This window comes from Halomonas aquatica (genome assembly GCF_040196335.1).
Lineage (GTDB): Bacteria > Pseudomonadota > Gammaproteobacteria > Pseudomonadales > Halomonadaceae > Halomonas > Halomonas aquatica.
The window spans coordinates 105,329-131,158 of the sequence record NZ_JBEGCJ010000007.1 but is presented as its reverse complement, the minus strand read 5'-3'; the positions used below and the strand labels follow the sequence as shown (position 1 = coordinate 131,158).

Annotated in this window: 26 protein-coding genes and 1 tRNA gene; 7 read left to right on the top strand and 20 right to left on the bottom strand. The window is 62.7% G+C overall.

Annotated elements, in window-relative coordinates; genetic code table 11:
* Positions 1-123: 123 nt before the first annotated feature.
* Positions 124-1,755: an NAD+ synthase gene (locus ABE960_RS14760; protein WP_349763071.1), complete on the bottom strand. Its 1,632-nt coding sequence runs from the start codon at positions 1,753-1,755 to the stop codon at positions 124-126.
* A gap of 102 nt (positions 1,756-1,857) precedes the next feature.
* Here ABE960_RS14760 and ABE960_RS14755 point away from each other — a divergent pair, with 102 nt between their 5' ends.
* The 3 genes from ABE960_RS14755 (at position 1,858) to ABE960_RS14745 (ending at position 3,295) form a co-directional block, all read left to right on the top strand.
* Complete coding sequence (locus ABE960_RS14755) at positions 1,858-2,151, top strand: PP0621 family protein (RefSeq protein ID WP_349763056.1); 294 nt, start codon at positions 1,858-1,860, stop codon at positions 2,149-2,151.
* 179 nt (positions 2,152-2,330) lie between these two features.
* Positions 2,331-2,891, top strand: coding sequence for a GspH/FimT family pseudopilin (locus ABE960_RS14750; RefSeq protein WP_349763055.1), 561 nt, complete (start codon positions 2,331-2,333; stop codon positions 2,889-2,891).
* Between the two features lie 104 nt (positions 2,892-2,995).
* Positions 2,996-3,295 (top strand): hypothetical protein, encoded by a 300-nt coding sequence (locus tag ABE960_RS14745; RefSeq protein ID WP_349763054.1) that lies wholly within the window; start codon positions 2,996-2,998, stop codon positions 3,293-3,295.
* Positions 3,296-3,348: 53 nt separating this feature from the next.
* On the opposite strand, the gene ABE960_RS14740 is transcribed toward ABE960_RS14745, so the two are convergent.
* From ABE960_RS14740 to rplU, 16 genes are all read right to left on the bottom strand, one after another.
* Complete coding sequence (locus ABE960_RS14740; RefSeq protein WP_349763053.1) at positions 3,349-4,866, bottom strand: pilus assembly PilX family protein; 1,518 nt, start codon at positions 4,864-4,866, stop codon at positions 3,349-3,351.
* Positions 4,863-5,462 (bottom strand): PilW family protein, encoded by a 600-nt coding sequence (locus tag ABE960_RS14735; RefSeq protein ID WP_349763052.1) that lies wholly within the window; start codon positions 5,460-5,462, stop codon positions 4,863-4,865. Before ABE960_RS14735 ends, ABE960_RS14740 begins: the two co-directional genes overlap by 4 nt.
* 20 nt (positions 5,463-5,482) lie before the next feature.
* Complete coding sequence (gene pilV / locus ABE960_RS14730) at positions 5,483-6,034, bottom strand: type IV pilus modification protein PilV (RefSeq protein ID WP_349763051.1); 552 nt, start codon at positions 6,032-6,034, stop codon at positions 5,483-5,485.
* On the bottom strand, positions 6,031-6,483 hold the full coding sequence (locus tag ABE960_RS14725) for a GspH/FimT family pseudopilin (protein ID WP_349763070.1): 453 nt from the start codon (positions 6,481-6,483) through the stop codon (positions 6,031-6,033). Before ABE960_RS14725 ends, pilV begins: the two co-directional genes overlap by 4 nt.
* Positions 6,483-7,019: a type IV pilin protein gene (locus ABE960_RS14720; protein ID WP_349763050.1), complete on the bottom strand. Its 537-nt coding sequence runs from the start codon at positions 7,017-7,019 to the stop codon at positions 6,483-6,485. The genes ABE960_RS14725 and ABE960_RS14720 overlap by 1 nt, the downstream gene beginning before the upstream one ends.
* Positions 7,020-7,427: 408 nt before the next feature.
* On the bottom strand, positions 7,428-8,381 hold the full coding sequence (gene ispH, locus ABE960_RS14715; protein ID WP_349763069.1) for a 4-hydroxy-3-methylbut-2-enyl diphosphate reductase: 954 nt from the start codon (positions 8,379-8,381) through the stop codon (positions 7,428-7,430).
* A 125-nt stretch (positions 8,382-8,506) separates the two neighbouring features.
* Positions 8,507-8,968 (bottom strand): FKBP-type peptidyl-prolyl cis-trans isomerase, encoded by a 462-nt coding sequence (gene fkpB / locus ABE960_RS14710; RefSeq protein ID WP_349763049.1) that lies wholly within the window; start codon positions 8,966-8,968, stop codon positions 8,507-8,509.
* A gap of 119 nt (positions 8,969-9,087) precedes the next feature.
* On the bottom strand, positions 9,088-9,615 hold the full coding sequence (lspA, locus tag ABE960_RS14705; protein ID WP_349763068.1) for a signal peptidase II: 528 nt from the start codon (positions 9,613-9,615) through the stop codon (positions 9,088-9,090).
* A gap of 45 nt (positions 9,616-9,660) precedes the next feature.
* Positions 9,661-12,495, bottom strand: coding sequence for an isoleucine--tRNA ligase (gene ileS / locus ABE960_RS14700; protein WP_349763048.1), 2,835 nt, complete (start codon positions 12,493-12,495; stop codon positions 9,661-9,663).
* 10 nt (positions 12,496-12,505) lie between these two features.
* Positions 12,506-13,591, bottom strand: a complete 1,086-nt coding sequence (ribF, locus tag ABE960_RS14695; protein WP_349763047.1) for a bifunctional riboflavin kinase/FAD synthetase — start codon at positions 13,589-13,591, stop codon at positions 12,506-12,508.
* Positions 13,592-13,706: 115 nt separating this feature from the next.
* Positions 13,707-15,230, bottom strand: a complete 1,524-nt coding sequence (gene murJ / locus ABE960_RS14690) for a murein biosynthesis integral membrane protein MurJ (RefSeq protein ID WP_349763067.1) — start codon at positions 15,228-15,230, stop codon at positions 13,707-13,709.
* Positions 15,231-15,489: 259 nt separating this feature from the next.
* Complete coding sequence (gene rpsT / locus ABE960_RS14685; protein ID WP_349763046.1) at positions 15,490-15,756, bottom strand: 30S ribosomal protein S20; 267 nt, start codon at positions 15,754-15,756, stop codon at positions 15,490-15,492.
* A gap of 257 nt (positions 15,757-16,013) precedes the next feature.
* Positions 16,014-17,153, bottom strand: a complete 1,140-nt coding sequence (proB, locus tag ABE960_RS14680) for a glutamate 5-kinase (protein WP_349763045.1) — start codon at positions 17,151-17,153, stop codon at positions 16,014-16,016.
* A 55-nt stretch (positions 17,154-17,208) separates the two neighbouring features.
* Entirely contained in the window at positions 17,209-18,396 is a 1,188-nt protein-coding gene (gene cgtA / locus ABE960_RS14675) for an Obg family GTPase CgtA (RefSeq protein ID WP_349763044.1), read from the bottom strand.
* 85 nt (positions 18,397-18,481) lie between these two features.
* Positions 18,482-18,739 carry a 50S ribosomal protein L27 gene (rpmA, locus tag ABE960_RS14670; protein WP_040183062.1) on the bottom strand — a complete coding sequence of 86 codons (258 nt, stop codon included), beginning with the start codon at positions 18,737-18,739 and terminating at the stop codon, positions 18,482-18,484.
* A 34-nt stretch (positions 18,740-18,773) separates the two neighbouring features.
* Positions 18,774-19,085, bottom strand: coding sequence for a 50S ribosomal protein L21 (rplU, locus tag ABE960_RS14665; protein ID WP_349763043.1), 312 nt, complete (start codon positions 19,083-19,085; stop codon positions 18,774-18,776).
* Positions 19,086-19,377: 292 nt separating this feature from the next.
* Here rplU and ispB point away from each other — a divergent pair, with 292 nt between their 5' ends.
* Both ispB and ABE960_RS14655 read left to right on the top strand, forming a co-directional pair.
* Positions 19,378-20,385 carry an octaprenyl diphosphate synthase gene (gene ispB / locus ABE960_RS14660; protein WP_349763042.1) on the top strand — a complete coding sequence of 336 codons (1,008 nt, stop codon included), beginning with the start codon at positions 19,378-19,380 and terminating at the stop codon, positions 20,383-20,385.
* A gap of 91 nt (positions 20,386-20,476) precedes the next feature.
* A tRNA-Pro gene (locus tag ABE960_RS14655) sits at positions 20,477-20,553 on the top strand.
* A 928-nt stretch (positions 20,554-21,481) separates the two neighbouring features.
* On the opposite strand, the gene ABE960_RS14650 is transcribed toward ABE960_RS14655, so the two are convergent.
* The gene (locus ABE960_RS14650) at positions 21,482-22,525 is read right to left on the bottom strand and encodes a hypothetical protein (RefSeq protein ID WP_349763041.1); all 1,044 of its coding nucleotides are present in this window, start codon (positions 22,523-22,525) and stop codon (positions 21,482-21,484) included.
* Positions 22,526-22,575: 50 nt separating this feature from the next.
* Positions 22,576-22,761 (bottom strand): hypothetical protein, encoded by a 186-nt coding sequence (locus tag ABE960_RS14645; protein WP_349763040.1) that lies wholly within the window; start codon positions 22,759-22,761, stop codon positions 22,576-22,578.
* A gap of 779 nt (positions 22,762-23,540) precedes the next feature.
* Between ABE960_RS14645 and ABE960_RS14640 the strand changes: the two genes are divergently transcribed.
* Positions 23,541-24,266 (top strand): tetratricopeptide repeat protein, encoded by a 726-nt coding sequence (locus ABE960_RS14640; protein ID WP_349763039.1) that lies wholly within the window; start codon positions 23,541-23,543, stop codon positions 24,264-24,266.
* 279 nt (positions 24,267-24,545) lie between these two features.
* Entirely contained in the window at positions 24,546-25,271 is a 726-nt protein-coding gene (locus ABE960_RS14635; RefSeq protein WP_349763038.1) for a tetratricopeptide repeat protein, read from the top strand.
* A 128-nt stretch (positions 25,272-25,399) separates the two neighbouring features.
* Here the strand turns inward: ABE960_RS14635 and ABE960_RS14630 are convergent, their stop codons facing one another.
* A complete protein-coding gene (locus ABE960_RS14630; RefSeq protein ID WP_349763037.1) occupies positions 25,400-25,804 on the bottom strand; it encodes a hypothetical protein in 405 nt (134 codons plus the stop codon).
* Between the last annotated feature and the right edge of the window lie 26 nt (positions 25,805-25,830).

Below are 25,830 nucleotides of genomic sequence, written 5' to 3'. Positions count from 1 at the left end.
ATCAACGAGAAACCCCGTCAGATGTCGAATCCGGCGGGGTTTCTGTTTTCAAGCTGGATACCGGATGCCCTTCATCGAGCAGCTAGACGCTTGTAGCTCGCCGCTCCGCGCTGCCCGAAGGGCCTAGTCCCCCGGCTGCCAGCCGTTGACGATGGGATAGCGGCGGTCGCGGCCGAAGCCACGGCGGGTGACGCGCACCCCCACCGGGGCCTGGCGGCGCTTGTACTCGCAGCGGTCCACCAGCTTGACCACCTTGTAGACATCGTCACGGTCGAAGCCCGCCGCGATGATCGCCTCGGCGCTCATGTCGCCCTCGATGTAGCGCACCAGGATGGCGTCGAGCACGTCGTAGTCCGGCAGGCTGTCGCTGTCCTGCTGGTCGGGGGCGAGCTCGGCAGTGGGCGGCCGCTCGATGACCCGCTCGGGGATCGCCGGAGACTGGGTGTTGCGCCAGCGTGCCAGGCGATAGACCCAGGTCTTGTAGACGTCCTTGATGGCGTTGTAGCCGCCGACCATGTCGCCGTAGAGGGTGGCGTAGCCCACCGCCATCTCGCTCTTGTTGCCGGTGGTCAGCACCATCAGGCCCTTCTTGTTGGAGAGCGCCATCAGCAGCACGCCTCGGCAACGCGACTGCAGGTTCTCCTCGGTGGTGTCGCGCTCGGTGCCGGCGAAGCTCTCGGCCAGCGTCGCCATGAAAGCCTCGACCATCGACTCGATGGGCAGCACCTCATAGCCGACCCCGAGCATCTCGGCCTGCTCGGCGGCGTCCTGCCTGGAGATGTCCGCCGTGTAATGATAGGGCATCATCACCGCGTGGACCCGCTGCGGGCCCAGGGCATCCACGGCGATGGCAAGCGACAGCGCCGAGTCGATGCCGCCGGAGAGGCCCAGCACCACGCCCTCAAAGCCGCTCTTGTTGACGTAGTCGCGCAGGCCGGTGACCAGCGCGCAGTAGAGGTTCTCCTCCGGCTCGACGTCGGGCTCGGTCTCACCCTGCTGGGGCACCCAGCGATGGTTCTCGCGCACGAACTGCACCGGCATCAGGCCCACCGCCCAATGGGGCGCCTGCACCACCAGCTCGCCTGAAGCATCGACACAGGCCGAGCCGCCGTCAAAGACCAGCTCGTCCTGCCCGCCGATCTGATTGACGTAGACGATGGGCAGCTCCACCTCCCGGGCACGCGCCTCGAGCAATGCCAGCCGCTCGGCGGGCTTGTCCTGGTGGAAGGGCGAGGCATTCAGGGTGACGAGGATCTCGGCACCGGCATCGCGGGCCTGGCGGACCGGCGGCTCGCTCCAGATGTCCTCGCAGATCAGGATGCCGAGCTTCGCCCCCTTGTGCTCGATCACCAACGGCTCGGTGCCGGTGGCGAAGTAGCGCTGCTCGTCGAAAACCTCGTAGTTGGGAAGCGCCTGCTTGGCGTACTCGCCCAGCCACTCGCCGTTGCAGAGCACCCCGGCCAGGTTCCAGTTCTTCCCTTCACGGCGACCCGGATAGCCGACGATGACCATGACGTCGCGGGCCATCTTCTCGGCCATGTGGGCACGGGCATGTCGCAGGCGGGTCTCCATGGAGGGGCGCAGCAGCAGGTCCTCCGGCGGGTAGCCGGTCAGAAAGAGCTCGGGCAGTATCACGATGTCGGCACCATGCTCGATTCGTGCCTCACGCACGGTCTCGATGGCGAGGTTGGCGTTGCCGGGAATGTCGCCGACCAGCGGGTCGAGCTGAGCCATCACCAGGGTCAGGTCTTGCATGGGCTTGGAAATCTCTCGAGAATCGATGGACATCCGCCATTGTCCCGCAAGGGCGGCCGAGTGGCAAAGCCGGCCACCTCCGACCAGGGAGCTCCACAAGGAATGAACCTGTTGCTGATTCGCCTGATCATCTTCGCCGTGCTGTTCGTCGCCGGCCTCAAGCTCTACCGCATGTACCGGGAGTGGAAGCTCGACCAAGCCGGTACACAGCAGGACGGCAGCGCGCCGGGAAACCGCATGGTGCGCTGCCGCTGGTGCCAGGTGCACCTGCCCGAGGACGACGCCCTGCGCGAGCGCGGCGAATGGTTCTGCTCAGCCGACCATCGGGAGAAGTATCTCTCGGAACGGCAGCACGAACAGAAAAACCAGCACAAGGAAGAAGACAAGGGAGAATAAGCGGGTAAGCACCTGGGCCTCTCCTCCCCCCGCCAAGCATCCCCGTTCCACGCCTATCTCATCGGGTGACAGGCTCGCCTGTCGCACAAACGCTGTGGGCGATCGCCTACGGCGGGGCAGGACCTCCCGGCTAGCCTGAAGAAAGGACTCATCGAACAGGCCACCGCCGGGAGGGCACCATGCGCCCCGCTGCCCCCATTTCTCCTCGTCTTCCTCGCCTTACACTCCCCTCTCGTCAGCGCGGACTCACGCTGATCGAGCTGCTGGTCGCCATCGTCGTGCTGGCCATCATCGCGACCATGGGCATCCCCAGCTTCCAGAATTTCACCGCCCGCAACGAGGTCGCCGCCGAGGTGATGCGCATCAAGACGGCGCTGGCGCTGGCGAGGAACACGGCGGTGACGAGGCGGACGACCATTTCAGTTTGTCCGCGTCCGGCCCCAGACAGCACGGCCTGCGATTTCAACAACTGGAACCTTCCTCTCGTGGTGATGGACGGCCAGGTCGCCAGCGGCAACCTGGCCGATGGCGAGTCGCTCAGGGTACTGGAAGGCAGTGGCGGACCTAGCGTGACCTTCAATCGCAGCTATCCCATTCGTTACCAAGCCACAGGCTGGGCACGAGGACATAACGGCACCTTCGAAGTCTGCGGACGCCACGGTGATGGGGTGAAGATCATCGTCAACAATATGGGGCGCGTCAGGACCGGCGGGGAGGCTGATGGTGAGCCGGCGTGTTGAGCGCACATTAACCAGGCCAGGAGATCTCGATGCCTCATTCCAGAAAGCCATCCAGGAGTGGCGAGAGCGCACCAGCCCCCACCGGCTTGTTTTAGAGCCTGAAGATGTTGCTCACCTGGCTGCTAGTCGGCGTCATGATGATCGTCGTCATGGTACTCGGCCTCTTCTTTGTGCTGCTCGGCGGGGCCTTGTTGCCGATACTGCGCTATCGCATGAAGAAACACATGGAGGCCATGCGTGCCGACCGGGCCGAGGATATCGGCAGCAGCGTGCACTACAGAGAAACGCCCTACCGTGAGACACGGCAGGGCAGCAGCACTCACCGCAAGCAGCGTGTGCTGGAAGGTGACTATGTGGTGCAGGACAAGGACAGAAAGGAAGAGAAGGATGCAAATAAAAAATGACCCGCCGGTGGCGAGTCATTCTTGTTCGAAAAGGATAGAACAATTATCTCAGTTTACCAACCCAGAAAGATTAGCAGATTATCGGTATCACCGGGGTTTTCCTGCTCTGCCCAACCTTCCAGACGACCCGATACAGGCTTATAAAGCGTACTGGAATCGACGGCCGTAAAATTTATCCCACCATTGTTGAGTATTGAACCGCCTGCGACAACAGATCCATAAATAGCTGAAGTACCATTCTGGGTAAAATCCCCGACAGACCAGAACGCCGCATAGGTTTCAGCGACGGTGGTACCATTCAGCTCGATATTCCCCCCTGACACAACGAGGGTATCCACGCCAACAAGCTCACCAGTTTCGGGATCCGTAATCGGTTCACCAGTATCGGGATCAAGGTTCTCTGCAGCGACGGTGGCAGCGCCAGAATGAGTAATATTGCCAGCTGCCATCACCGTAACACCCTCAAAGGTTGCACCGGTTGTAAGATTCCCTGGGCAATAATAGATGTAATTCTTGTCCATAATCTTGACTGTGACTTGTGCACCTTCCAGATCTATTTCATCGGGATTTTCCTCCGGGATAAAAGTACCCGGCGCTACAAGCGGATCTGTTGGAGCACAATCGCCAGTAACAGGGTCGTGCGGCAACACTTCTATTCGATCAGCTAGAGAAGCATCAAAAGAAGGATCAGTCGGATCATCAATAATCTTCCAACCACCACCATTTTCCACGGCTACTTTTTCTATATACCCACCTGCTATCTTCTCATTCGCTTCGTTGAATTTTCCATTAGTAATATAGTCAATATATAATTGCGCCTCGGGCACAGGTATTGTATCAGTATATGACGCTGTACACGGAAAATCTGTACAATCCGAGCCATCGCCACTATCCGGAACTTCAAAATCAGCCGCTCCGGAAGCAGTGACAGTACCTGAAGAATCAAATTTGATATTACCCTCTGTCCTGATCTTTAGACTGAGGTCACCATTAGAGTGAACATCGCCATTGATGACAGAATTACCTGGAACTGTGATATTCCCTTCAGCCAACATGGATTTAAATGCATCATATCCAGGAGGTACAATTTCCACCTTAATCAACCTGGAAGTTTGATAATCACCATGAGGAACAACACCCCTGCTGTAGCCAATTACATGAGCGCTGTCCACGCCGGCATTCTGACATTTCATAATGGCAGAATATGTTTGTGTCAACGTACCGACATTTGTGTAGCTACCATCTACTAATGCGTCAGTTATGTCGACGTCAGTTTTAGAAAATATACCTGAGCCAGGAGAAGACTCAAGCCATTCCCCCGGAAGAGATGAGCCCATAACACCAGGATCACAAAACGTGGGCTGACCGGGATTATAGGTGAAATCAAGCACGGCACCAAGCATGTCACTCACACCTGCCTCAGCCGCTTGCAATGCACTGACGGAAAAGCGGTGATTACCTGCCATTCTTTCTTCAAGTTGAGTTGACTGAAAACTTGATACGCCAAAAAGAGCGGCGACCAAGAGCACCACCATACTGACAATCAAGGCTATGCCTTTTTGACATCTCATGATCCATTACCCCACAGTTCCAGCGCCTGACCTACACTTGAGCGATTCGCGATCGTGAAAAAATAGGTCTGATCAGCAAGCCTATTACGCGGATCTATCATCGTGAGGGTAACGCGAACCCCCAGACCGAACTCAATATAACTAAAATTTATATTTGCAACTCCAAGTGCAATAGAGTCACTTGATTCAACATCCCCAATTTCGACACTTCCGCATGCCGACTTAACAGAAATTACGTTAGGCGATGACTGATAATACTGAATTGTAAATTCATCTTCTGGGGCACATATAGAATTCCCTTTATTATAACTCAGCGTTATTCTGTCATCATCGCTCAATACTAAACCAGTATCAGAGTCAAACATATCAGTCTGGTCTGAACTCCTGATATCATACGAGAGTGAGTCAACGATGAAACGTAACGTTTCTTGCCGCTCAAAAATCGCAAGTGAGTGATTGAACGTTTTATTACTTGTAACAAATAGTTGAAAAGCACCAAGCGTAACCAATAGACCAACCACCAATGCAACCATCAACTCGACAAGAGAGAATCCTCGCGATCTCTTGCATCCTTCCAAAGATTTATGAAACTCCATGGCATCTACTCCGACCATCCTCATAAGGATCCATCTATTATACTCGTTCTATAAACAAACTCGGAGACGTCTGTCTCAGCCGAAAACCTTTCATCACCCCAACTCACGGTAATCGTGTATATACATGATGAATAATTAGGTATATTTGTCTCTATCTTAACAGCTGTAGAAGCATTTTTTTCCAAGGTAGGCAGTACCTTTACCCATTGTCCATACCACACATCAAAAATAGTATTATCTGTTATCGGAAGTACTGTGGTCGGCTCATCATTGGTAGTCGAGGCATCAGTAGGATCAAAATTAGGGTTCTTAATCAAGACATCGTCTGCGGCTGATGGGCATGCCAAACTATCGGAACCAACACCTTGCATGCCCAGTTGAACCCAAAGCATTTCCTCCATATCCTGTGCAGCCATTGTCGCCACCGATCGCTGATAGGATAGATGTGCTCCCTGCAATGCTTTTATCTGCATTGAAGCCAGCCCCAGGACGCCGACCGCCAACACCACCAAAGCAACAAGCGCCTCTATCAGAGTGAAACCCAAACCATTCCGATTAGATGACCATTTCATGGCTGAGACCCCAAGATATTTCCTACGGCGTTAATTTCAATATTTTTATTTCCAACAGTCACTTTGCATTCGGGAAAAGTACACTCCCCCCCTGAAGCTAAAACTCTCCGGCCCAAACCACTAAATTTAACCACACCATCGTTACCATCATTAACACTAATACTTCCACTAGTTGCCGAAAAAGACCTCAAAATGTCGGAACCCACCTTCACATCCATCTCCCACTGTCCAGAAGCACTGGTAGTTATCTCGGCAGCAACCACCTTTCTTCTCTTGACGGCCTCACTTCTTGCATAATGCAGACCGGTCAGCACGTTGTTGTACTCGGCTGCCAGGCGACCACTTGCGACAAAGGAACTGAAATTCGGGATGGCAATGGTGACCATGATGACAATAACGGCAATCGTCACAAGAAGTTCAATAAGCGTGAAGCCTCGGTTTTTCATCATCACCAACAATCTCCGGGATCAGGAGGAACGGCATCAAGATTATCACCTGATCCTTTTACGCCAGTGCTTTTCACCCAAAGCACCTCGCAACCATCAGTGATCCTAGTTCCATCAGACGCTTTCAAGGTGAAGGATGCGCCACTCGCTTCCAGAGTAATCGTCGGATAGACATCATCAGGGGACGAGGTCGTTTTCAGACAACCCGTGGCTGGATATGTGCTTGATACCGTGTAACAGCGTTCCATCTCAGATGCCGCCTGCATCAGACCGGACTTACCGTCCGTGACCCTGGCTCTCTCCACATAACCCTGGTAGTTGGGAATCGCGATCGCCGCCAGGATTACGATCACGGCTACCGCAATCAACAGTTCGAGGAGCGTGAAGCCGGCGTTGTGCCGGGTAATGCCTGTCGGGGCCTGGGGCCTGTGTCGGGTATTCGGGGGGGGCACGCGATACGTCTCCCTGCGGATCGGGGTATTTGTTTCAGTATGTATCAAGACACGGGTTTCCGATAGGGTGCCAGCAAAAAATGCCATGCCACCAGGTGAGCGCCTGCTTACTCCTAAGCACCTATGAATCCTGACCCTTCAAGATGAAATGGTGCCGAAGCGGAGCTAGGAACCCGATGACAACCACAGCCTCAGGCGCGCCTCGACCTCTAAATAAGCTTCAGCTTGGGCTGGCAGGTACGATGTATAAGCTGGCGGCGGTACTGCCATCGCTGTGCGATCGATCGCGCTGGTAGCCGGAACGAACGCCGCTAAAGAGGCCAAATGAGGCCCGCCATCGCTGCGCGATGGATCTCGCAGCAAGCCGGGACGCCGGACCGAGCGCTCCCACACGATGCTGCATCGAAAAGAACGCCGCCGTCATTGGCATGACGGCGGCGTTCTCGTGTCAGCCCATCGATAGCAAGGTGGAATCGATAGGGCTGCTCGATAGGGCTACTCGCTGGCGATGACTCGCTCGCGAAGCTCGCGGGGCATGGAGAAGGTGATGGTCTCCTCGCGGCCAGCGAGTTCCTCCGGCGCGGCCGCGCCCAGCGCCTGCAGCCGCTCGATCACGCCCTGGACCAACACTTCGGGGGCGCTGGCACCGGCGGTGACGCCGATGGCGCCGACCCCCTCGAGCCATGCCGGGTCGACCTGTTCGGCGCTGTCGATCAGGTAGGCCGGGGTGCCGACCCGCTCGGAGAGCTCTCTCAGGCGGTTGGAGTTGGAGCTGTTGGGGCTGCCGACCACCAGCAGCAGGTCGGCGCCCGCGGCCAGCTCGCGCACGGCGTCCTGGCGGTTCTGGGTGGCGTAGCAGATGTCGTCCTTGCGCGGGCCCTGGATCTCGGGAAACCTGGCGCGAAGGGCATCGATGACCCGGGCGGTGTCGTCCATGGAGAGGGTGGTCTGGGTGACGAAGGCCAGCCGACTCGGGTCCTTGACCACGAGGCGCGCCACGTCTGCCTCATCCTCCACCAGGTAGATCTGCCCGCCGTGGGAGGTGTCATAGCGGCCCATGGTGCCTTCCACCTCGGGATGGCCCTCGTGGCCGATGAGGATGCACTCATGGCCATGGCGGGCGTAGCGCAGCACCTCCATGTGCACCTTGGTGACCAGCGGGCAGGTGGCGTCGAACACCTTGAGCCCGCGCTCTTCGGCTTCCAGCTGCACGGCGCGGGAAACGCCGTGGGCGGAGAAGATCACGATGACATCGTCGGGCACTTCATGAAGCTCCTCGACGAAGACCGCCCCTCGCTCGCGCAGGGTGTCGACCACGAAACGGTTGTGGACCACCTCGTGGCGCACGTAGATCGGTGGGCCGAAGACGTCCAGCGCGCCGTTGACGATCTCGATCGCGCGATCGACCCCAGCGCAGAAGCCGCGGGGGTTGGCCAGCTTGATCTGCATGGGCTGATGTTGAGTGGGGGGTTGCATGGGGGCCTTGCCTTGATGCTTGTGCATCTGCCTGTGAACAGCGGGAAAGCGCTGAGTTCCGTCGCGAGCGAAAAGCACAGCAGGAAATCAGTGTTTTCCTAGTGGGTGGTGGCGGGCTTCACGTCCAGCACTTCCACCTCGAAGGTCAGGATACGCCCGGCGAGCGGATGGTTGAAGTCCACCTCCACCTGTTCGCCCTCGATGTCCTTGATCACGCCGGGCAGCTCGCCGCCGGCGGCATCGGCGAAGGACATCACCATGCCCACCTCAGGCTCGTCGCTGTCGAAGTCATCGCGCTTGAGCAGCTGGATGTTCTGCGGGTTGTGCTGCCCGAAGGCATGCTCCGGGGTGATCTCGAAGGTCCCGCTCTCGCCGGTGGCCAGCCCCTTGAGGGGCTGCTCGAAGCCGGGCGGCAGGTTGCCGTCGCCCACCTGGAAGGTGGCGGGCTGCTTGTCGCGGGTGGAATCCACCACGGTGCCATCTTCCAGGCTGAGGGTGAAGTGAAGGGTCACTTCCATGCCCTCGTCGATGCGGAGGCCCTGGGTGTCATGGTTGCTCATGGCGTGTCTCTCGATAAATGCATGCGATAAGTACGTGGGATGACTGCGCGCGAAGGGTGCATGAAGGTCGCGGGCTTCAAAAGCCGATGCATCGGATATCGGGGCGCGAGGCGGCTTTCTCAACCGTGGCGCCGGGCGCGGCGCCGCTCGGCGAAGATCGATTCCCAGATCAGGCCGATGGCGCCGAGGGTGATGCCGATGTCCGCCACGTTGAAGGCCGGGTAGTACCAGCCGGCGACGTGGAAGGAGAGGAAGTCCACCACGTAGCCATGCACCAGACGGTCGTAGAGGTTGCCCAGCGCCCCGCCGATGATCAGCGCCAGCGACACGCCGAGCAGCGTCTCATCACGCTTGAGACGGCGCATCCACACCGTCAGGCCGATGCTCGCGCCCACGGCGATGATGGCGAAGAACCAGCGCTGCCAGCCGGGATGTCCGGCGAGGAAGCTGAAGGCCGCGCCGGTGTTGTGCAGCAGCGTCAGGTTGAAGAACGGCAGCACCGCCACCGGCCGGGCATAGTCGAGCAGCGCACTGGCGGTATATTTCGTCGCCAGATCTAGCACGATCACCGCCGCGGCCAGCCACAGCCAGCGCAGCGGCCGCTGCATGGGCGCAACCTCGTGTCGGTCGGTCTGCCTGTCACTCATGCTCGCCTCGCCTTCCTGGAACATCGAATTCCTCCTGCGCGCACCTCAGGCAAAGTGGCGCGTCTCGCCGGTGCCGTCCGGCAGGTTATTGATGCAGCGCCCGCAGAGCTCCGGGTGCTCAGGGTGGGTCCCCACATCCTCGCGGTGGTGCCAGCAGCGCTCGCACTTGCTGTTCGGGCTCTCGGCCACGGCCACCTTGAGCCCCGGAAGCTCGGTGGCCTCGGCGCCCCGGGCCTGGTCGAGAGGCGCCAGGCGCACCTCGCTGGTCAGCATCACGAAGCGCAACTCGTCGCCCAGCTGGGCCAAGGCCTCCTGCAGGGCGTCGTCAACAAAGAGGGTGACCTCGGCGGCCAGGCTGCCCTTGATCGCCTTGGCGGTGCGGGCATCCTCCAGGCACTTGTTGACCGCCTGCTTCACCTCGAGCACCTGCTCCCAGAAGTCGCGGCCCATGGCGGCATCGTCGGCAAGGGTCTCGAGCCCCGGGTAGTACTCGGCCAGCAGCACGCTGTCGCCGCGCTCCCCGGGGATGTTCTCGTAGATCTCCTCGGCGGTGAAGGAGAGGATCGGCGCCACCCAGCGCGAGAGCGCCTCGACCACGTGATAGAGGGCCGTCTGGGCGCTACGGCGGGCCACGGAGTCGGCCTGGGTGGTGTACTGGCGATCCTTGATCACGTCCAGGTAGAAGCCGCCGAGCTCCCGGGCGCAGAAGCCGTGCACCTGCTGGTAGACGTCGAGGAAGCGGTATTCCTGATACGCGACCTCGATGCGCGCCTGCAACTGGGCGGCGCGGTCCACCACCCACTGGTCCAGGGCCAGCATCTCGTCGAAGGGCAGAACGTCGCGCTCGGGCTGGAAGCCATTGAGGTTGGCCAGCAGGAAGCGCGAGGTGTTGCGGATGCGCCGGTAGACGTCCGCCGTGCGCTTGAGGATCTCGTCGGAGACCGCCATCTCGCCGCCGTAGTCGGTGGAGGCGACCCACAGGCGCAGGATGTCGGCGCCCAGCTTGTCCATGACCTCCTGGGGGGCCACCACGTTGCCCACCGACTTGGACATCTTGCGGCCCTGGGCATCCACGGTGAAACCGTGGGTCAACAGGCCCCGGTAGGGCGGGTGGCCGTCGATGGCGCAGCCGGTGAGCAGCGAGGAGTGGAACCAGCCGCGGTGCTGGTCGGAGCCTTCCAGGTACAGGTCGGCGATCGGCCCCTGCTCGTGGCCATGGGGGTGCGAGCCGCGCAGCACGTGGCGATGGGTGGTGCCGGAATCGAACCAGACGTCCAGGGTGTCGGTGACCTTGTCGTAATGGGCGGCCTCGTCGCCCAGCAGCTCGGCCGGGTCCAGGCGGAACCAGGCATCGATGCCCTCCTCCTCCACACGCCTGGCGGCCTGCTCCATCAGTTCGACGGTGCGCGGGTGCAGCTCGCCGGTGGCCTTGTGCAGGAAGAAGGGGATCGGCACGCCCCAGTTGCGCTGGCGCGAGATGCACCAGTCCGGACGGTTGGCGATCATGCTGTGCAGGCGCGCCTTGCCCCAGGCCGGGGTGAAGGTGGTGGACTCGATGCCGGCCAGGGCCTTCTCGCGCAGGGTCTTGCCGTCCTTGCCCTGGACGTCCATGCCCACGAACCACTGCGCGGTGGCGCGGTAGATCACCGGGCTCTTGTGGCGCCAGCAATGCATGTAGCTGTGGGTGATGGTCTGGTGGGCCATCAGGGCCCCGACTTCGTCGAGCTTGGCGACGATCTGCAGGTTGGCCTTCCAGATCATCTGGCCACCGAAGAACGGCAGATCATCGACATAGACGCCGTTGCCCTGCACCGGGCTCTCGATCTCCTCGAAGGTCATGCCGTGGGCGCGGCAGGTCACGAAGTCGTCGACGCCGTAGGCCGGCGCCGAGTGGACGACACCCGTACTGCCAACCTCCACCTCCACATAGTCGGCCAGGTGCACCGGCGACAGGCGGTCATAGAAGGGATGGCGAAAGCGGACGCCGTCCAGTCGCTCGCCGGTGGCGGTGGCAACGATATCGCCTTCCAGCCCGAAACGCTCAAGGCAGCTCTCCACCAGCTCCTCGGCCAGCACCAGCCACCGCTCGCCGGTATCCACCAGGGCATAGGTGAACTCGGGGTGAACGTTCAGCGCCTGGTTGGCTGGGATGGTCCAGGGCGTGGTGGTCCAGATCACCACGGCGGCCGGCTTGGCCAGTGCCTCGAGGCCGAAGGCGGCGGCCAGGCGGTCGGCATCCTCCACCGGGAAGGCAACATCGATGGCGTCGGACTTCTTGTCCTGGTACTCCACCTCGGCCTCGGCCAGCGCCGAGCCGCAATCGAAGCACCAGTTGACGGGCTTCAGGCCCTTGAAGACGTAGCCCCCCTCGACCATGTCGGCCAGGGCACGGATCTCGCCGGCCTCGTTGGCGTAGTCCATGGAGCGGTAGGGGTTGTCCCAGTCGCCGATCACGCCCAGGCGCACGAAGTCGCCGAGCTGGCCCTGGATCTGATCGGCGGCGTACTCGCGACACAGCTCCCGGGCCTTGCCGGGCTCCAGGTGCTTGCCGTGGGTGGTCTCGACCTTGTGCTCGATGGGCAGGCCGTGGCAGTCCCAGCCGGGCACGTAGGGGGCGTCGAAGCCGGCCAGGTTCTTCGACTTGACGATGATGTCCTTGAGGATCTTGTTGACGGCGTGACCGATGTGGATGCTGCCGTTGGCGTAGGGAGGGCCATCGTGCAGCACGAAGAGCTCCCTGCCCCGGCGCTCCTCGCGCAGGCGATGGTAGAGGTCCATCTCCTTCCACTGCGCCACCCGGTCGGGCTCGCGCTTGGGCAACATCCCGCGCATGGGGAAGTCGGTTTCTGGCAGGTTCAGAGTGTGCTTGTAGTCGCTCATATCCTGGGGGTCAGCCGTCGTCGTGGTCGGCGGGCTCACCCGCCGAGGAATCGGAAGTCACGGCCTCGCGCGCCAGCGGCGCCGATGCCAGAGGAAGAGAATCGTCGATCGTGTGGCCCGCCGGATCCGGCAATACGGGGTGGGCCTCGAAAGTGGCACCGGCCGCGGGGTGCTGTAGAAAGTACGCCCGGGCACGCGCCAGGTCGGCATGGATCTGCCCCTTCAGCTCGTCGAAATGATCGAACTTCACCTCGCCGCGCAGCTTGGCGCAGGGGAACACCGTCAGGCGTTGGCCATAGAGGTCGCCATAGAAGTCGAAGAGGTGGACCTCGAGCACCGGCCGCTCGCTGCCCACCGTGGGGCGCCAGCCGATATTGGCCACGCCGGTCAGCCGGCGGCCGTCGGGCAGATCGGTGACCACCGCATAGACACCCTGCAGGGCCAGCGAGAGGATCGGCTGGGGCAGGTTGGCGGTGGGCACGCCGATGGTGCGACCGAGCTGCCGGTCGTGCACCACCCGGCCGCCCAGCCGATAGGGACGGCCCAGAAGGCGCTCGGCGGCGGCAAAGTTGCCGCTGGTCAGCAGGGTCCGCACCCGGGAGCTGGAGACCCTCTCGTCGTCGATGGTGAAGGTGCGGGTATGCTCGACGCCGAAGCCCCGGGTCTGCCCCACCTCGGTGAGCAGGTGGAAATCACCGCGACGATCGCAGCCGAAGCGGAAGTCGTCACCCACCACCAGGTGGCGCACGCCCAGCCCCTCGATCATGACGCGGTCGATGAACTCTCCGGCGGTCAGGCTGCGCAGGGCGTCATTGAAAGGCAGGCAGAGAATGCGGTCGACGCCGCACTCGCCGAGCAGCGCCACCTTGTCGCGCAGCCGGGTCAGCCTCGGCGGTGCCTGGTCGCCGGCGAAGAACTCCCGCGGCTGGGGTTCGAAGACCACCACGGCCACCGACAGGCCGAGCCTCGAGGCCTGCTCACGACACTGCTCGAGGATCGCCCGGTGCCCGCGGTGCACACCATCGAAGTTGCCGATAGTGGCCACGCAGCCGCGATCCTCGTCGCGCAGGTTGTGCAGTCCTCGAATCACTCGCATGGGCGTCATCACGCTGGGAAATAAAGTCCACGATTATAACGGACCGGGGGCCCCTTGACAGCCGGCGCGGCTTGGTCTTTCCCCGCTGTCACTTGTGGGAGCCAGGCTTCGCCCCTCAGCCCTTCATCCGGAAGTGCCGAAGACGAATCCCGAAGGCCGTCAGCCAGGCGAAATAGACCCCCGCCCCAGCCGCCACCAGAAGCGCCATCCAGCCGGCGCGCGTCCAGACACTCCAGCCGAGCCAGACCTGCCAGTCGGGGGAGAGCCACCAGAGCCCCAGCCCCATCACCGTGCAGCCGCCGAGGAGTTGCACGCCGTAGCGCCCCCAACCCGGCTGGAAGACCAGCACGCCCTGCTTGCGGAGCAACCAGCCAAGCAATCCGGCATTGAGGAAGGCCGAGAGCGCAGTGGCCAGCGCCAGGCCGGCATGCGCCAGGGGCCAGATCAGGATCAGGTTGAAGACCATGTTGGCGACCATGGCGACGATGCCGACCTTCACCGGCGTGGCGGTATCCTGGCGGGCGAAGAAGCCCGGCGCCAGCACCTTGATCAGCATGAACGCGACCAGCCCCAGGGCATAGGCGCGCAGGCTCATGGCGGCCATGGTGATGTCGCGATCCGTCATGGCACCGTAGTGGAACAGCGAGATCAGCAGCGGCTCGGCCAGCACGGCCAGGGCCAGGGCGGCAGGCAGGCCGAGCAGCAGCACGGTGCGGATCGCCCAGTCGAGCATGGCCGCGAAGTGCTCGCCGGACTGCTCGGCGTGACGCCTGGACAGCGCCGGCAGGATCACCGTGCCGATGGCGATGCCGAACACCCCCAGCGGCAGCTCCACCAGGCGATCCGAGTAGTAGAGCCAGGAGACGCTGCCCGCCGTCAGCAGCGAGGCCAGCACGGTGTCCAGCAGCAGGTTGATCTGCGACACCGAGACCCCGAACAGCGCCGGCACCATCAGCCTCATGATGCGCCGCACCCCGCTGTGGGCGAAGTCGGGCCAGGGCCGTGGCAGCAGCCCCAGCCGCGCCAGGAAGGGCACCTGGAAGGCCAGCTGGGCGCCACCGGCGATCAGCACACCCCAGGCCAGCGCCATGGCCGGTTGGTCGAACATCGGCGTCAGCAGCAGGGCGGCACCGATCAGCGACAGGTTCAGCAGCACCGGCGTGAAGGCCGGCACGGCGAAGCGGTTCCAGGTATTGAGCGTGCTGCCGGCGAAGGCCGTCAGCGAGATCAGCAGCAGGTAGGGAAAGGTCAGCTGCAGCATGTCGGCGGTCAGCGCCAGCTTCTCCGGGTCACGGCCGAAGCCCGGCGCGAAGGCCCACACCAGCCAGGGAGCCGCAAGCATCGCCAGCGCCGTGATCAGCGCCAGCACCGCCATGAGGCTGCCGGCCACCGCATCGAGCAGTTCCTTCACCTCCCGCTTGCTGCCACGGGTGGCGTATTCCGACAGCACCGGCACGAAGGCCTGGTTGAAGGCGCCCTCGGCGAACAGCCGGCGCAGGAAGTTGGGTATCTTGAAGGCGACGAAGAAGGCATCCGCTCCGTCGCCGGCACCGAAGAGGGTGGCGATCACCACATCGCGCACCAGCCCCATGACCCGCGAGAGCATGGTCATGACGCTGACCACCAGACCGGAGCGCATCAGGCCGCCCGCCTTGGGGGCCACGGCACGGTCATGGTCGTCGACGGCGGGCCTGCGAGGCGAGCCCTCAGGCGCCTGGCGTTCGTCGTCCCGGGGCTCGGGGGGATTTTCGTGGTCCTTCACCGTCTCTTCCTCGTTCGGAGCCCTCTACAGGCACTCTCTACAGGCACTCTCTACAAGCACTTTCGACAGACAACCAGAAGAATAGCGGACACAAAAAAACCGGCCGCAGCCGGTTTTTTGAGGGCGCTCGACCGGCTTACGCCGCGAGTGCCTTGATACGCTTGTTCAGGCGGCTCTTCATGCGCGCAGCCTTCTTCTTGGACAGCACGTCCTTGTCGGCGATACGGTCGATGACCGGCTGCGCCGCCTTGAAGGCGTCCATGGCCTGGGCGTGGTCACCGCCGTGGATGGCCTTGATGACGCGCTTGATGTAAGTGCGGACCATGCTGCGCTGGCTCGCCTTCAGTACACGACGACCTTCTGCCTGACGGGCACGCTTACGGGCTTGCTTGCTGTTAGCCACTGACTGTCTCCTTGGAGAAAGTTGTTGCCACCTGCTGAGGGCGGCATATGATAACTGTTTGATCCAACAGGGAAATAAAAAATCCCCGCCGGCCTGGCCATCTTTCCGACTGCGCGCTTGAACGCAATCGCCTACGGGCCGTGTCTGAGAGGATGGCGTATCCTATCATGCGCCCCGGGAGCTTGCCAGCCCCCGAGTGCCGGGAGCCCACACCCCCAGTGGCCCGGACGACACGCGCCCGATATTCAGGCGACCCGCTAGAGCACCACCAGGTTGTCGCGATGGATCAGCTCCGGCGCCTCCATGTAGCCGAGGATGGCCTCGATCTGGTGGCTCGGCTTGCCGACCAGCCGACGGGCCTCGTCGGCGCCGTAGTTGACCAGCCCCTTGGCCACGCGGCGACCGTGATCATCGACGCAGAGCACCATGTCGCCGCGCCGGAACTGACCGCTGACTCCCGTCACGCCCACCGCCAGCAGGCTGGAACCACTGCCCTGGAGCACCTTCACCGCGCCGGCATCCAGGGTCAGGCTGCCGCATACCTGCAACTGGCCCGCCAGCCAGCGCTTGCGCGCCGCGATGGGCGCCTGTTCGGGCAGCAGCAGGGTCCCCAGCCGCTCGCCTTCGGCCAGGCGACCGAGCACCGCCGGCTGGCGACCGCTGGCGATCACCGTGACCGCCCCGGAGCGGGCCGCCAGCTGGGCGGCCCGCACCTTAGTGGCCATGCCACCACGACCGAGTGCGCCGCCGCCACCGGCCACCGCGGCCAGGCTCGGATCATCGGCACGCCCCTCGTCGATCAGCCGCGCCTCGGGGTTGCTGCGCGGGTCGGCGTCGAAGAGTCCCTCCTGGTCGGTGAGGATCACCAGGGCGTCGGCCTCGAGCAGGTTGGCCACCAGGGCCGCCAGGGTGTCGTTGTCGCCGAAGCGGATCTCGTCGGTGACCACGGTGTCGTTCTCGTTGACCACCGGCACCACCCGCAGGCCCACCAGGGTCCTCAGCGCCGAACGGGCGTTGAGGTAGCGCTTGCGGTTGGAGAGGTCGTCGTGGGTCAGCAGCACCTGGGCGGTCAGCAGGCCGTGGCGGGCGAAGTGGCCTTCATAGCACTCGGTGAGGCCGTTCTGGCCCACCGCCGCCGCGGCCTGCAACTCATGGATCGCGGAGGGCCGCACCTGCCAGCCCAGGCGCACCATGCCGGCCGCCACGGCCCCGGAGGAGACCAGCACCACCTCGATGCCGCGATGGTGCAACTCGGCAATCTGGTCGACCCAGCCGCCGATGGCCTCCTCGTCGAGGCCACGACCGTCGTTGGTCAGCAGCGCACTGCCGATCTTCACCACCACCCGGCGGGCACGCTTCAGCACCTCGCGACCGACCACCTGCTCGTTGCTTTGCATCCTTCCCTCGGCTCCACCTTCGACAGGCACTCACATTGCGACCCGCGGCCCTCTTTCAGGGAGCGTACTCGACCTCGACGTCATAGTCGTCATCATCGAAGTCCTCGTCATCCTCATCGTCGCGCGGACGCTTGCGGCCCAGGCGGGCCTCGGTGCGAGCCACCGCCTCGTCTTCCATGCGCGAGCGCATCTCGCGAGCCCGCTCGGCGGCCTCCTCGTCCTCGTTCTCCAGCCGACGCTGCTCGGTGAGCCAGCGGTGGGCGGCCTGGACGAGGGCATCAGTGCCGTCGCTGGAGATCGCCGAGATGCGAAACACCGGCCCCTCCCAGCCGAGCCGGCGCACGATCTCGTCGGCTGTCGCCTCGCGATCCTCTGCCGGCAGCAGGTCGAGCTTGTTGAGCACCAGCCAGCGGGGCAGTTCGGCGAGCGCCGGCGAGAACTCGCCCAACTCGTGGATGATCGCCTCGGCGGCCTCAACCGGGTCAGACTCGTCGAAGGGGGCGACATCGACCACGTGGAACAGTAGCCGGGTACGGGTCAGGTGCTTGAGGAAACGCAATCCCAGGCCGGCGCCGTCGGAGGCTCCCTCGATCAGGCCGGGCACGTCGGCCATCACGAAATGCTCGTGATGGCCGAGCTTCACCACCCCCAGGTTGGGGACCAGGGTGGTGAAGGGGTAGTTGGCGACCTTGGGCTTGGCCGCGGAGACGGCGCGGATCAACGTCGACTTGCCCGCATTGGGCATGCCCAGCAGACCCACGTCGGCCATCACCTTCATCTCGAAGCGCAGGTTGCGGCGCTCACCCTCGGTACCCGGCGTGGTGCGCCGCGGCGCGCGGTTGGTGGAGGACTTGAAGTGGATGTTGCCAAGCCCCCGGCGCCCGGCCTGGGCCACCATTACCACCTGGCCGATCTCGGTGACATCGGCGATCACCTCGAGGGTGTCCTCGTCGATCACCGTGGTGCCCACCGGCACCTTGACGTGCAGGTCCTCGCCGGCCTTGCCGCTCATCTGCCGACCCTGGCCGGGCTGACCGTTCTGCGCCTTGTAGAAGCGCTGGTACTTGAAGTCGATGAGGGTGTTGAGCGCATCGTCACCGATCAGATAGACGCTGCCGCCGTGGCCGCCATCACCACCATCGGGACCACCCTTGGGGACGTACTTCTCCCGGCGGAAGCTCATGCAACCATTGCCGCCATTTCCGGCTTCCACGATGATCGAGGCTTCGTCGACGAACTGCATCTGTCACTCTCCTGGCGGCCTGTGCCGCCATGATACAAGAAGGCCCCGCCTGGGCGGGGCCTTCTCACTGCAAGTGCCGGCGGTCTCAGGCAGAGACGACACTGACGAACTTGCGGTTCTTCGGGCCCTTGGTCTCGAACTTGACCACGCCCTCGTCCAGGGCGAACAGGGTATGGTCCTTGCCGATACCGACGCCGGTGCCGGCGTGGAACTTGGTGCCACGCTGGCGCACGATGATGTTGCCCGGGTTGACGACCTGGCCACCGAAGAGCTTAACGCCAAGGCGTTTGGATTCGGAATCGCGACCGTTACGTGTGGAGCCCGCTGCCTTCTTATGAGCCATTGCAAATACCTCGCTCGTTCAGGGGGTCAGCCGCTTACGCGGAGATCCCGGTGATCTTGACTTCAGTGAACCACTGACGGTGGCCCTGACGCTTCATGCTGTGCTTGCGGCGACGGAACTTGATGATGGTCACCTTGTCGCCACGGCCGTGGGAGACGACCTCGGCCGCCACCTTGGCACCGTCGACGAGAGGAGCGCCGATCGTGACGTCCTCGTCGTTGCCCACCAGCAGGACCTCGTCGAACTCGATGGTGTCGCCGGTCGGCACTTCCAGCTTCTCGAGCTTGAGAGTCTGGCCTTCCTGAACGCGGTACTGCTTGCCACCGCTCTTGATAACTGCGTACATGCTTTTCTCTCCAGGACTCATCGGGTGTTGGCTCTTCATCGACCTGCTGCGAGTGGCGCCCCTTCCGGCAGCCATCTGACAGGGAGCGTGATGAGTGGGTCGCGGATTATAACCGCGTGGGAAGTCGCACACAACCCGCGCGGGGGAACTCCCGGCATGGCGCCGCCGGCCGGCCATGGCCCTCCATCGCAGCGCCTTGACGCCCCCATGGGGGCCCCATAGCATGGCCGGCAGCCCAAGGCCAGAAGGGGCCTTTGTGCCCCGGCCCCACCTACTCGTCGATACTGCCTCCATGCCAGCCAACGCCCCGCCGCCCCAGTCGCCAAGCTCCGCACCGGAATCGTCCCTGCACGCGGTCGTCGCCGACGACTTCACCGCCGTGAACCGCACGATCATGGACCAGCTCGCCTCGCGCATCCCGCTGGTGGAGACCATCGGCCAGTACATCATCGAGAGCGGCGGCAAGCGGCTGCGCCCCCTGCTGGTGCTGCTGGCGTCCCGTTCGCTGGGCTACGCCGGCGACCGGCACGTCACCCTCGCCACCCTGATCGAGTTCATGCACACCTCGACCCTGCTGCACGACGACGTGGTCGACGAGTCACACATGCGTCGCGGCAAGGCCACGGCCAACGACTCATGGGGCAATGCCCCCTCGGTACTGGTGGGCGACTTCCTCTATTCGCGCTCGTTCCAGATGATGGTCGAGGTCGGCTCCATGCGCATCATGGACGTACTCTCGCGGGCAACCTGCACCATCGCCGAGGGCGAGGTGCAGCAGTTGACCAACGTCGGCAACCCCGACACCGACGAGGCCGCCTACTTCGAGACAATCCAGGGCAAGACCGCCATGCTCTTCGAGGCGGCCTCACACAGCGGCGCCATCCTCGCCGAGGCCAGCCCCGAGCAGGAGGCGGCCCTGCAGTATTACGGCCGCTACCTGGGCCTGGCCTTCCAGCTGATCGACGACCTGCTCGACTACCAGGGCGACGCCGAGGCCATGGGCAAGAACGTCGGTGACGACCTGGCCGAGGGCAAGCCGACCCTGCCACTGATCCAGGCCATGGCCACCGGCACGCCGGAGCAGCGTTCGCTGATCCGGCGGGCGATTCGCCAGGGCGGCCTCGACCACCTGGATGAGGTGCTCGCCATCGTTCGCGATACCGGCGCCCTGGACTACACCCGGGCCCGCGCCGAAGAGATGGCCGACAAGGCTCTGGCACAGCTCGACGCGCTACCCGAGAGCACCTTTCGCGACAGCATGGCCCACCTCGCCCGACTGGCCGTGGACCGCCAGAACTGAGCGACGGAAAGCCGCCCCGAGGGCTTGCACGCCGGGGCAGTTTACGTATAATTCGCCACGTCGGTCGCCACGGGCCCGGCACGCAGGACATCGGAGTATAGCTCAGCTTGGTAGAGCGCTGCCTTCGGGAGGCAGAGGTCGTAGGTTCGAATCCTGCTACTCCGACCAAGAGATTCAAGGGGTTGCGAGAAATCGCAGCCCCTTTTCTTTTGCTATCCCACCACTCGTAACCACGCTGGTAATCACAACCTGCAATGCGAAAGCAGTTGAAGGACAATGATCAATGCGCGTCCTTGCCACGACGGTACCGAGAAGCGGCCCGGCCTCGCCCTGCCCTATCTGATTTTCGTGGTGTCCCACGTGTCCCGAGTGTCCCAACGGCTCCATCATGCGGGCTTGCGCCGGGACAGGTGTGGGACATCCTTCCCTGACACATGGCCCGGCTGACGCGTCGGTGGTTGGCCCACTTGCCGCGGTAGAGGCGCGCATCATGAAGCTCCCGTCTCGATGGCTCCCGAATCAGCCGACAACGGCCTGTACTAGGTGGGTCTTCGCCTGTCCGGGTAAGTTCACCCGGGAATGCTTCCATGGGCATAGTGGTGGAGGCGGGCACAGACGGCACCAACCGCTCGCTGCAAGGCGCGAGGGCCAAGATCCGAGCCAAGTCAGGGGTATCTGCTTCTACGACTACACGGGCTCCTGTCGCGTGTAACCCTCTCGGGAACGTCCAGAGCGACCTGACGTGGATTCCCTACGTCATCGAACCTGGTGAGACCGCTCGACTGGTCAGCGAATCCAGGGTCGGCACCCGCATGATGTGTGATGGATATTGGTGAACCAGGTGTGTCGACATTGAGGGTCACCTCCCGGCCGCGCCTAGGTTAATCGAGCTGTTCAAGCGCAAGCCGCGCAAGTCCGTCGAGGACGGGCTGCTGTCGCTCGTCGCCGTGGGTCGCGCCGAGCACGAGGAGGAAACCGGCCCCTGGTACAGCGGAGGTTGATGGTCGGATTGCACCCTGGAACTGGGCCAGAACAGGAGCCCTGGGGGCTGCCGATGCTGCATCTATTGCTTGAATTCAGGCTACCAAGACTTCGTTCAGCGCCATATTTGATCCACCACGATACTGTTGGCAGTCAGGTAGCACAGGCGCTCATTGGCGGCGAAGACCTCGGCGGCACTGGCGCGCGCCGCATCGAGCGTCTCGAAGGCCGTGGGGCCATCGCCGACCGCGGCGCCAGCCTGGCACTGCAGGGCAATCCCCTTGTCGTCGACAAACATCTGGTATTGCCGGGTGCGGATCAGGACCGTCGCGGTCCCCACTTCCTGCGTGAGCACGTAGTCGATGGCCACCGAGGGCTGGTTGTCGATGCGCAGCCGACTGGCATCCAGGTACTCGACCTCGTCGGGTACCCAGGTCGAGAAGTCTTCGTTAGCCATCATCTCCTCGACCTCCTCGGAGGTCAGCGGCATGCCCAGGTCCTGGATAAGTAGCATGATTTCGGCGCGACCGTGGCCGCCCTGGCTGCGCCATTTCTGGACGATGTGCGGGCGCCGTCCCTCGCGCGCCAGCCAGGAGAGCGGCAGGGTCATGGTGAGATCCAGGCCCATCGACTTGTCGTGCCCGGTCGTCGAAAACATGGCGCGATGGCCGTCGAGCAGTTCCTGCTCGGGATGGTCGGCATAAGTGGCCGTGAGGATCAGTTCGCGGATCGGCGAGGGGATGTGTTGAGCATCCTCGGCGCGCGCCCGCACCTCGCCGAGAAATGCCAGGGCGTCCTCGCGGCTCTGTGTCTGACTTTCCGGAATGCCCTCCATTTCGGCATAGAAGTGGTCGGTCATCTCGGCGAAGCCGTCATCGCCAACGACGCCGACCAGAACCGACTCGAGGAAGGTGTCGGCCCCGGAGTAGGCCAGGTTGATCGACGATTCAGCGATCTTGACCTGAGCCGCGAGGCCGGGATAACGGGTTCGGATGTGCTCGAGCGTGAGCTGCTGGCCGTACAGGAAGCCGAAAGCCTGGCTGACGTCGCTGAGCGCCTGGCGCTTGGTGGGAAAGGTCGGCTGGGCGGCGGCGCTAGCGCCGGCGCCAGCCAGCAGCAGGGACAGCACGGCGGGAATGAATAGGCGGTGCAAGCGCATGGAGAGGCCTCTGGTGTGGGTGGCGGGTCGTGAGGAAGGCGAGAGGCGCATCACGCCACCGCCAGATCGAGTTCGAGGGTGTCGGCCAGGGCGTAGCGGCCCCGCCCTACCCGCTTGGCCGTCTTCCGGCAGACCTTGCGAATCTGCTCGCGCCAGTGCGAGTTCTGCGTGGGGCGCCGGTCGGCAGCGTAGTCGTAGATATCGCGCAGGTGGGCCACCCCGCCCAGAGTGTCCAAGGCTCCTGCCTCATCCAAAAGTGCCCCTAAGCGGGATCTCGTCTGTTTCGAGCCGGCCCGGCTAATAGCAGTGATGGAAGCTGTACTAACGCAGCGTACTGCGGGTGGTAGTGTCCGACGCGTAGTGAAGGAGGACGCTGACCAGCCTGGTACCGTCAGGGAAGATTTGGGCTTTTGGAGGATGAGCGCAGAGGCTCGACAAGACCCTAGCCACCTCGCCCACAATCTGGCAATGGTTGAAGACGCTGCGGCCGAAGGTGACATCGCCAGCGTCGGTCAAGAAGGTCTTGGCGGGGCACTGCTCATAGGGCATGTCATAGGGCATGGCCGCGACCGCGCCAGACTTGGCTCTCGATGGTGGTCGCCGCATGGCGAGACTCTCACTCCCTGAGCCGGAGATTCAACGCACCGGCTTTATCTATTGTTTCAGCCAGTGGGCAGCAAGCAGGCGGGGGAGTCAATCAGGCTTACATCAACTGTCGCAGATCTCTTACAGCGGGGCACGAGCGGCTCGGCCATGCTGAGGGCAGGGTGTTGCCGGAAGTCTTCGGCCACGGTCGTCTCAAAGCTCGCGGCACCCTGTGGTCTCAGGGATCGACCTCCGCCAGGGACGGCAACTGCTCATGACGAAGCTCAATCGTCAGCCAGTAGCGCCTATACCGGCGTGATTACCGCGTCCAGATGTGGCTGTGTCGGCCACGCCCTCTAGATCAAAGAGCGCACCCCCCTCATCCTCATGTACGGTGGAACTCACCCATGAACGAACCAGGAGCTCGACAATGCGCCTCGTCACCGCCACCGCCCTCGTTACCCTTCTGGCTTTATCAGGGCCACCCGCCTTCGCTCAGTCGCTCGACGAAGGTGTGTCCGCTTTACAACGACGGGACTTCGAGACCGCGTTACAGCACTTCGAGCCGTTGGCCGAGCAGGGGTATGCCACTGCTCAGATCAGCCTGGGCGAAATGTACTACAACGGCGCCGGCGTCACCCAGAATTACTCAGAGGCCGTCTCCTGGTTTAGGCGTGCCGCCGAGCAAGGCTATGCCGTTGCGCAGCAGAGGCTGGGCTTTATGTACGCCAACGGTCGGGGCGTCGCTCAAAATCACTTAGCGGCCGTGACGTGGTATCGACGTGCTGCTGAGAAGGGCGGTGTTGATGCTCAGTACGACCTGGGCGAAATGTATAGAAAAGGAAAGGGCATCACCCAGAATTACCAAGAGGCCGTCTCCTGGCATCGGCGTGCCGCTGAGCAAGGCAATGCCGATGCGCAAATGACCCTGGGATCTATGTACACCCAAGGTCAGGGCGTCTCCAGCAACTTTGTTCTCGCTTACGTTCTTGAGAATCTCGCAGCAGCCCAGGGCCACGAGACAGCACTTAAGATGCGCGACATCATTCGCGAGGGCCTGACTTCCGAGCAGATCTCCGCGGGCCAGCGCCTCGCCTCCGAGTGGCAGGTTGGCACTCCTCTGCCCACCTCCAGTGACGTCACCACCTGGCCCTGACTCAGGGCTACTCCTCCTGCCGCCGTAGAGCATCCACCAGGCTGTGCCAGTCCGTGGCGGCGTCATCCTTTCGCGGCTCCTGCGGCTTCTCCGGGCGCTCTCTGGGTGCTGTCCACCCTGTCCACTTCGTCCACCCCAGCGCCCACCTTCGGTGCCGGAACAGACCCGCGTGACCTCTGAGAGCATGGTCAGTCAGCAGGATCCCACCAGGAGGGTCTGCAGCAGCCCGAGCGGATGATCTAGGCTGGGGCCAAACCAAACGGAAATGGAGCCTCCGGTATGCGTCGTCTCATCCAGGTATCACTGCTCACCGCCGCCATGAGCCTGTCAGGCTTTTCCGTCGGTCAGTCTTTGGAAGAGGGTGCCCATGCCTTCGACATGGGTGACTACTCAACGGCTATAGATAACTTCAGGCCTCTCGCCGAGCAGGGTGAAATGGTTTCACAAGCAGTTATGGGTACCATGTACAGCGAAGGCAAAGGTGTTCCGCAGGACTATAGCCAAGCAGTACATTGGTACCGCCGGGCTGCCGAGCAGGGGAGCTCCTATGCCCAGGCCGAACTCGGCAGGATGTACAGAAGTGGTGAGGGCACTACGCAGGACTATGGCGAGGCGGTGAAATGGTTTCGTCTCGCCGCCGAGCAGGGCAATCTTAGTGCCCAAGCCGATCTCGGCCACGCGTTTCAAGTGGGTCGGGGCGTCCCTCAGAATTTTCTCGAGGCCGCGCAGTGGTACCGCCGCGCAGCCGAGCAGGGGATGGCCTATGCCCAGGGCCATCTCGGCTACATGTACTCCAAAGGCATGGGCGTCAGCCGGAATCTCGTTATGGCCTATATCTTAACGAGTCTGGCGGCTACTGAGAGCAAGGTAGGGTATCCTCATTTACGAGACACCACTCTAGAGAAGCTCAATAGAGAACAGATCGCTGAGGGCCAGCGGCTCGCCTCCGAGTGGCAGGTCGGGAAGCCCCTCCCCACCACGAAAGACACCAAGACCTGGCCCTGACCGGACTTAAGCTGAGCGTTTGCCGGACGGTGCCGATACTACGGTGGCCGTCACTCGCCAACGCAGGCGTTCAGTTTGGCCAGCAGATCATTGAAGGATCGAGCAGGCGGTTCATCCCCCTGCTGCTCTTAAGGCGCAGCAGCCTCGTCGTGCCCGCCTGGCTCATTACCCTCACCGCGCCCAACGCGCTCGTCGTCGGGATGAGAGGCACCCTGACCAGGGGCCGGTAGAGCACGCAGTTGAGCCACCTCCTCCCGTAGTGCGACCAGCTCGGCACGCATCGCTCGCAGCTCCTCGAGCATCGCCTGGGCGATGTCTGGTGGGGTGTCGGGCGAAGGTGTCGGGTTGGTGTCGGGTTTGCCAGGCTGGCCGGGCGGCTCGCCGTAAACTCGGATCATCTCGGACAGGTCGATGACGCGCTGCCCCTTGCCGTCAAAGCCAGCAGTGAAGCGGCCTTTCTCCACGGCTTCATAGAGCGTCGAGCGGTGCAGGCGGTACATTTTGGCCATGCGGCCGATGGTCAGAGCGGGCATGTCGGGCAGTGTCGGGCTTTGTCTGT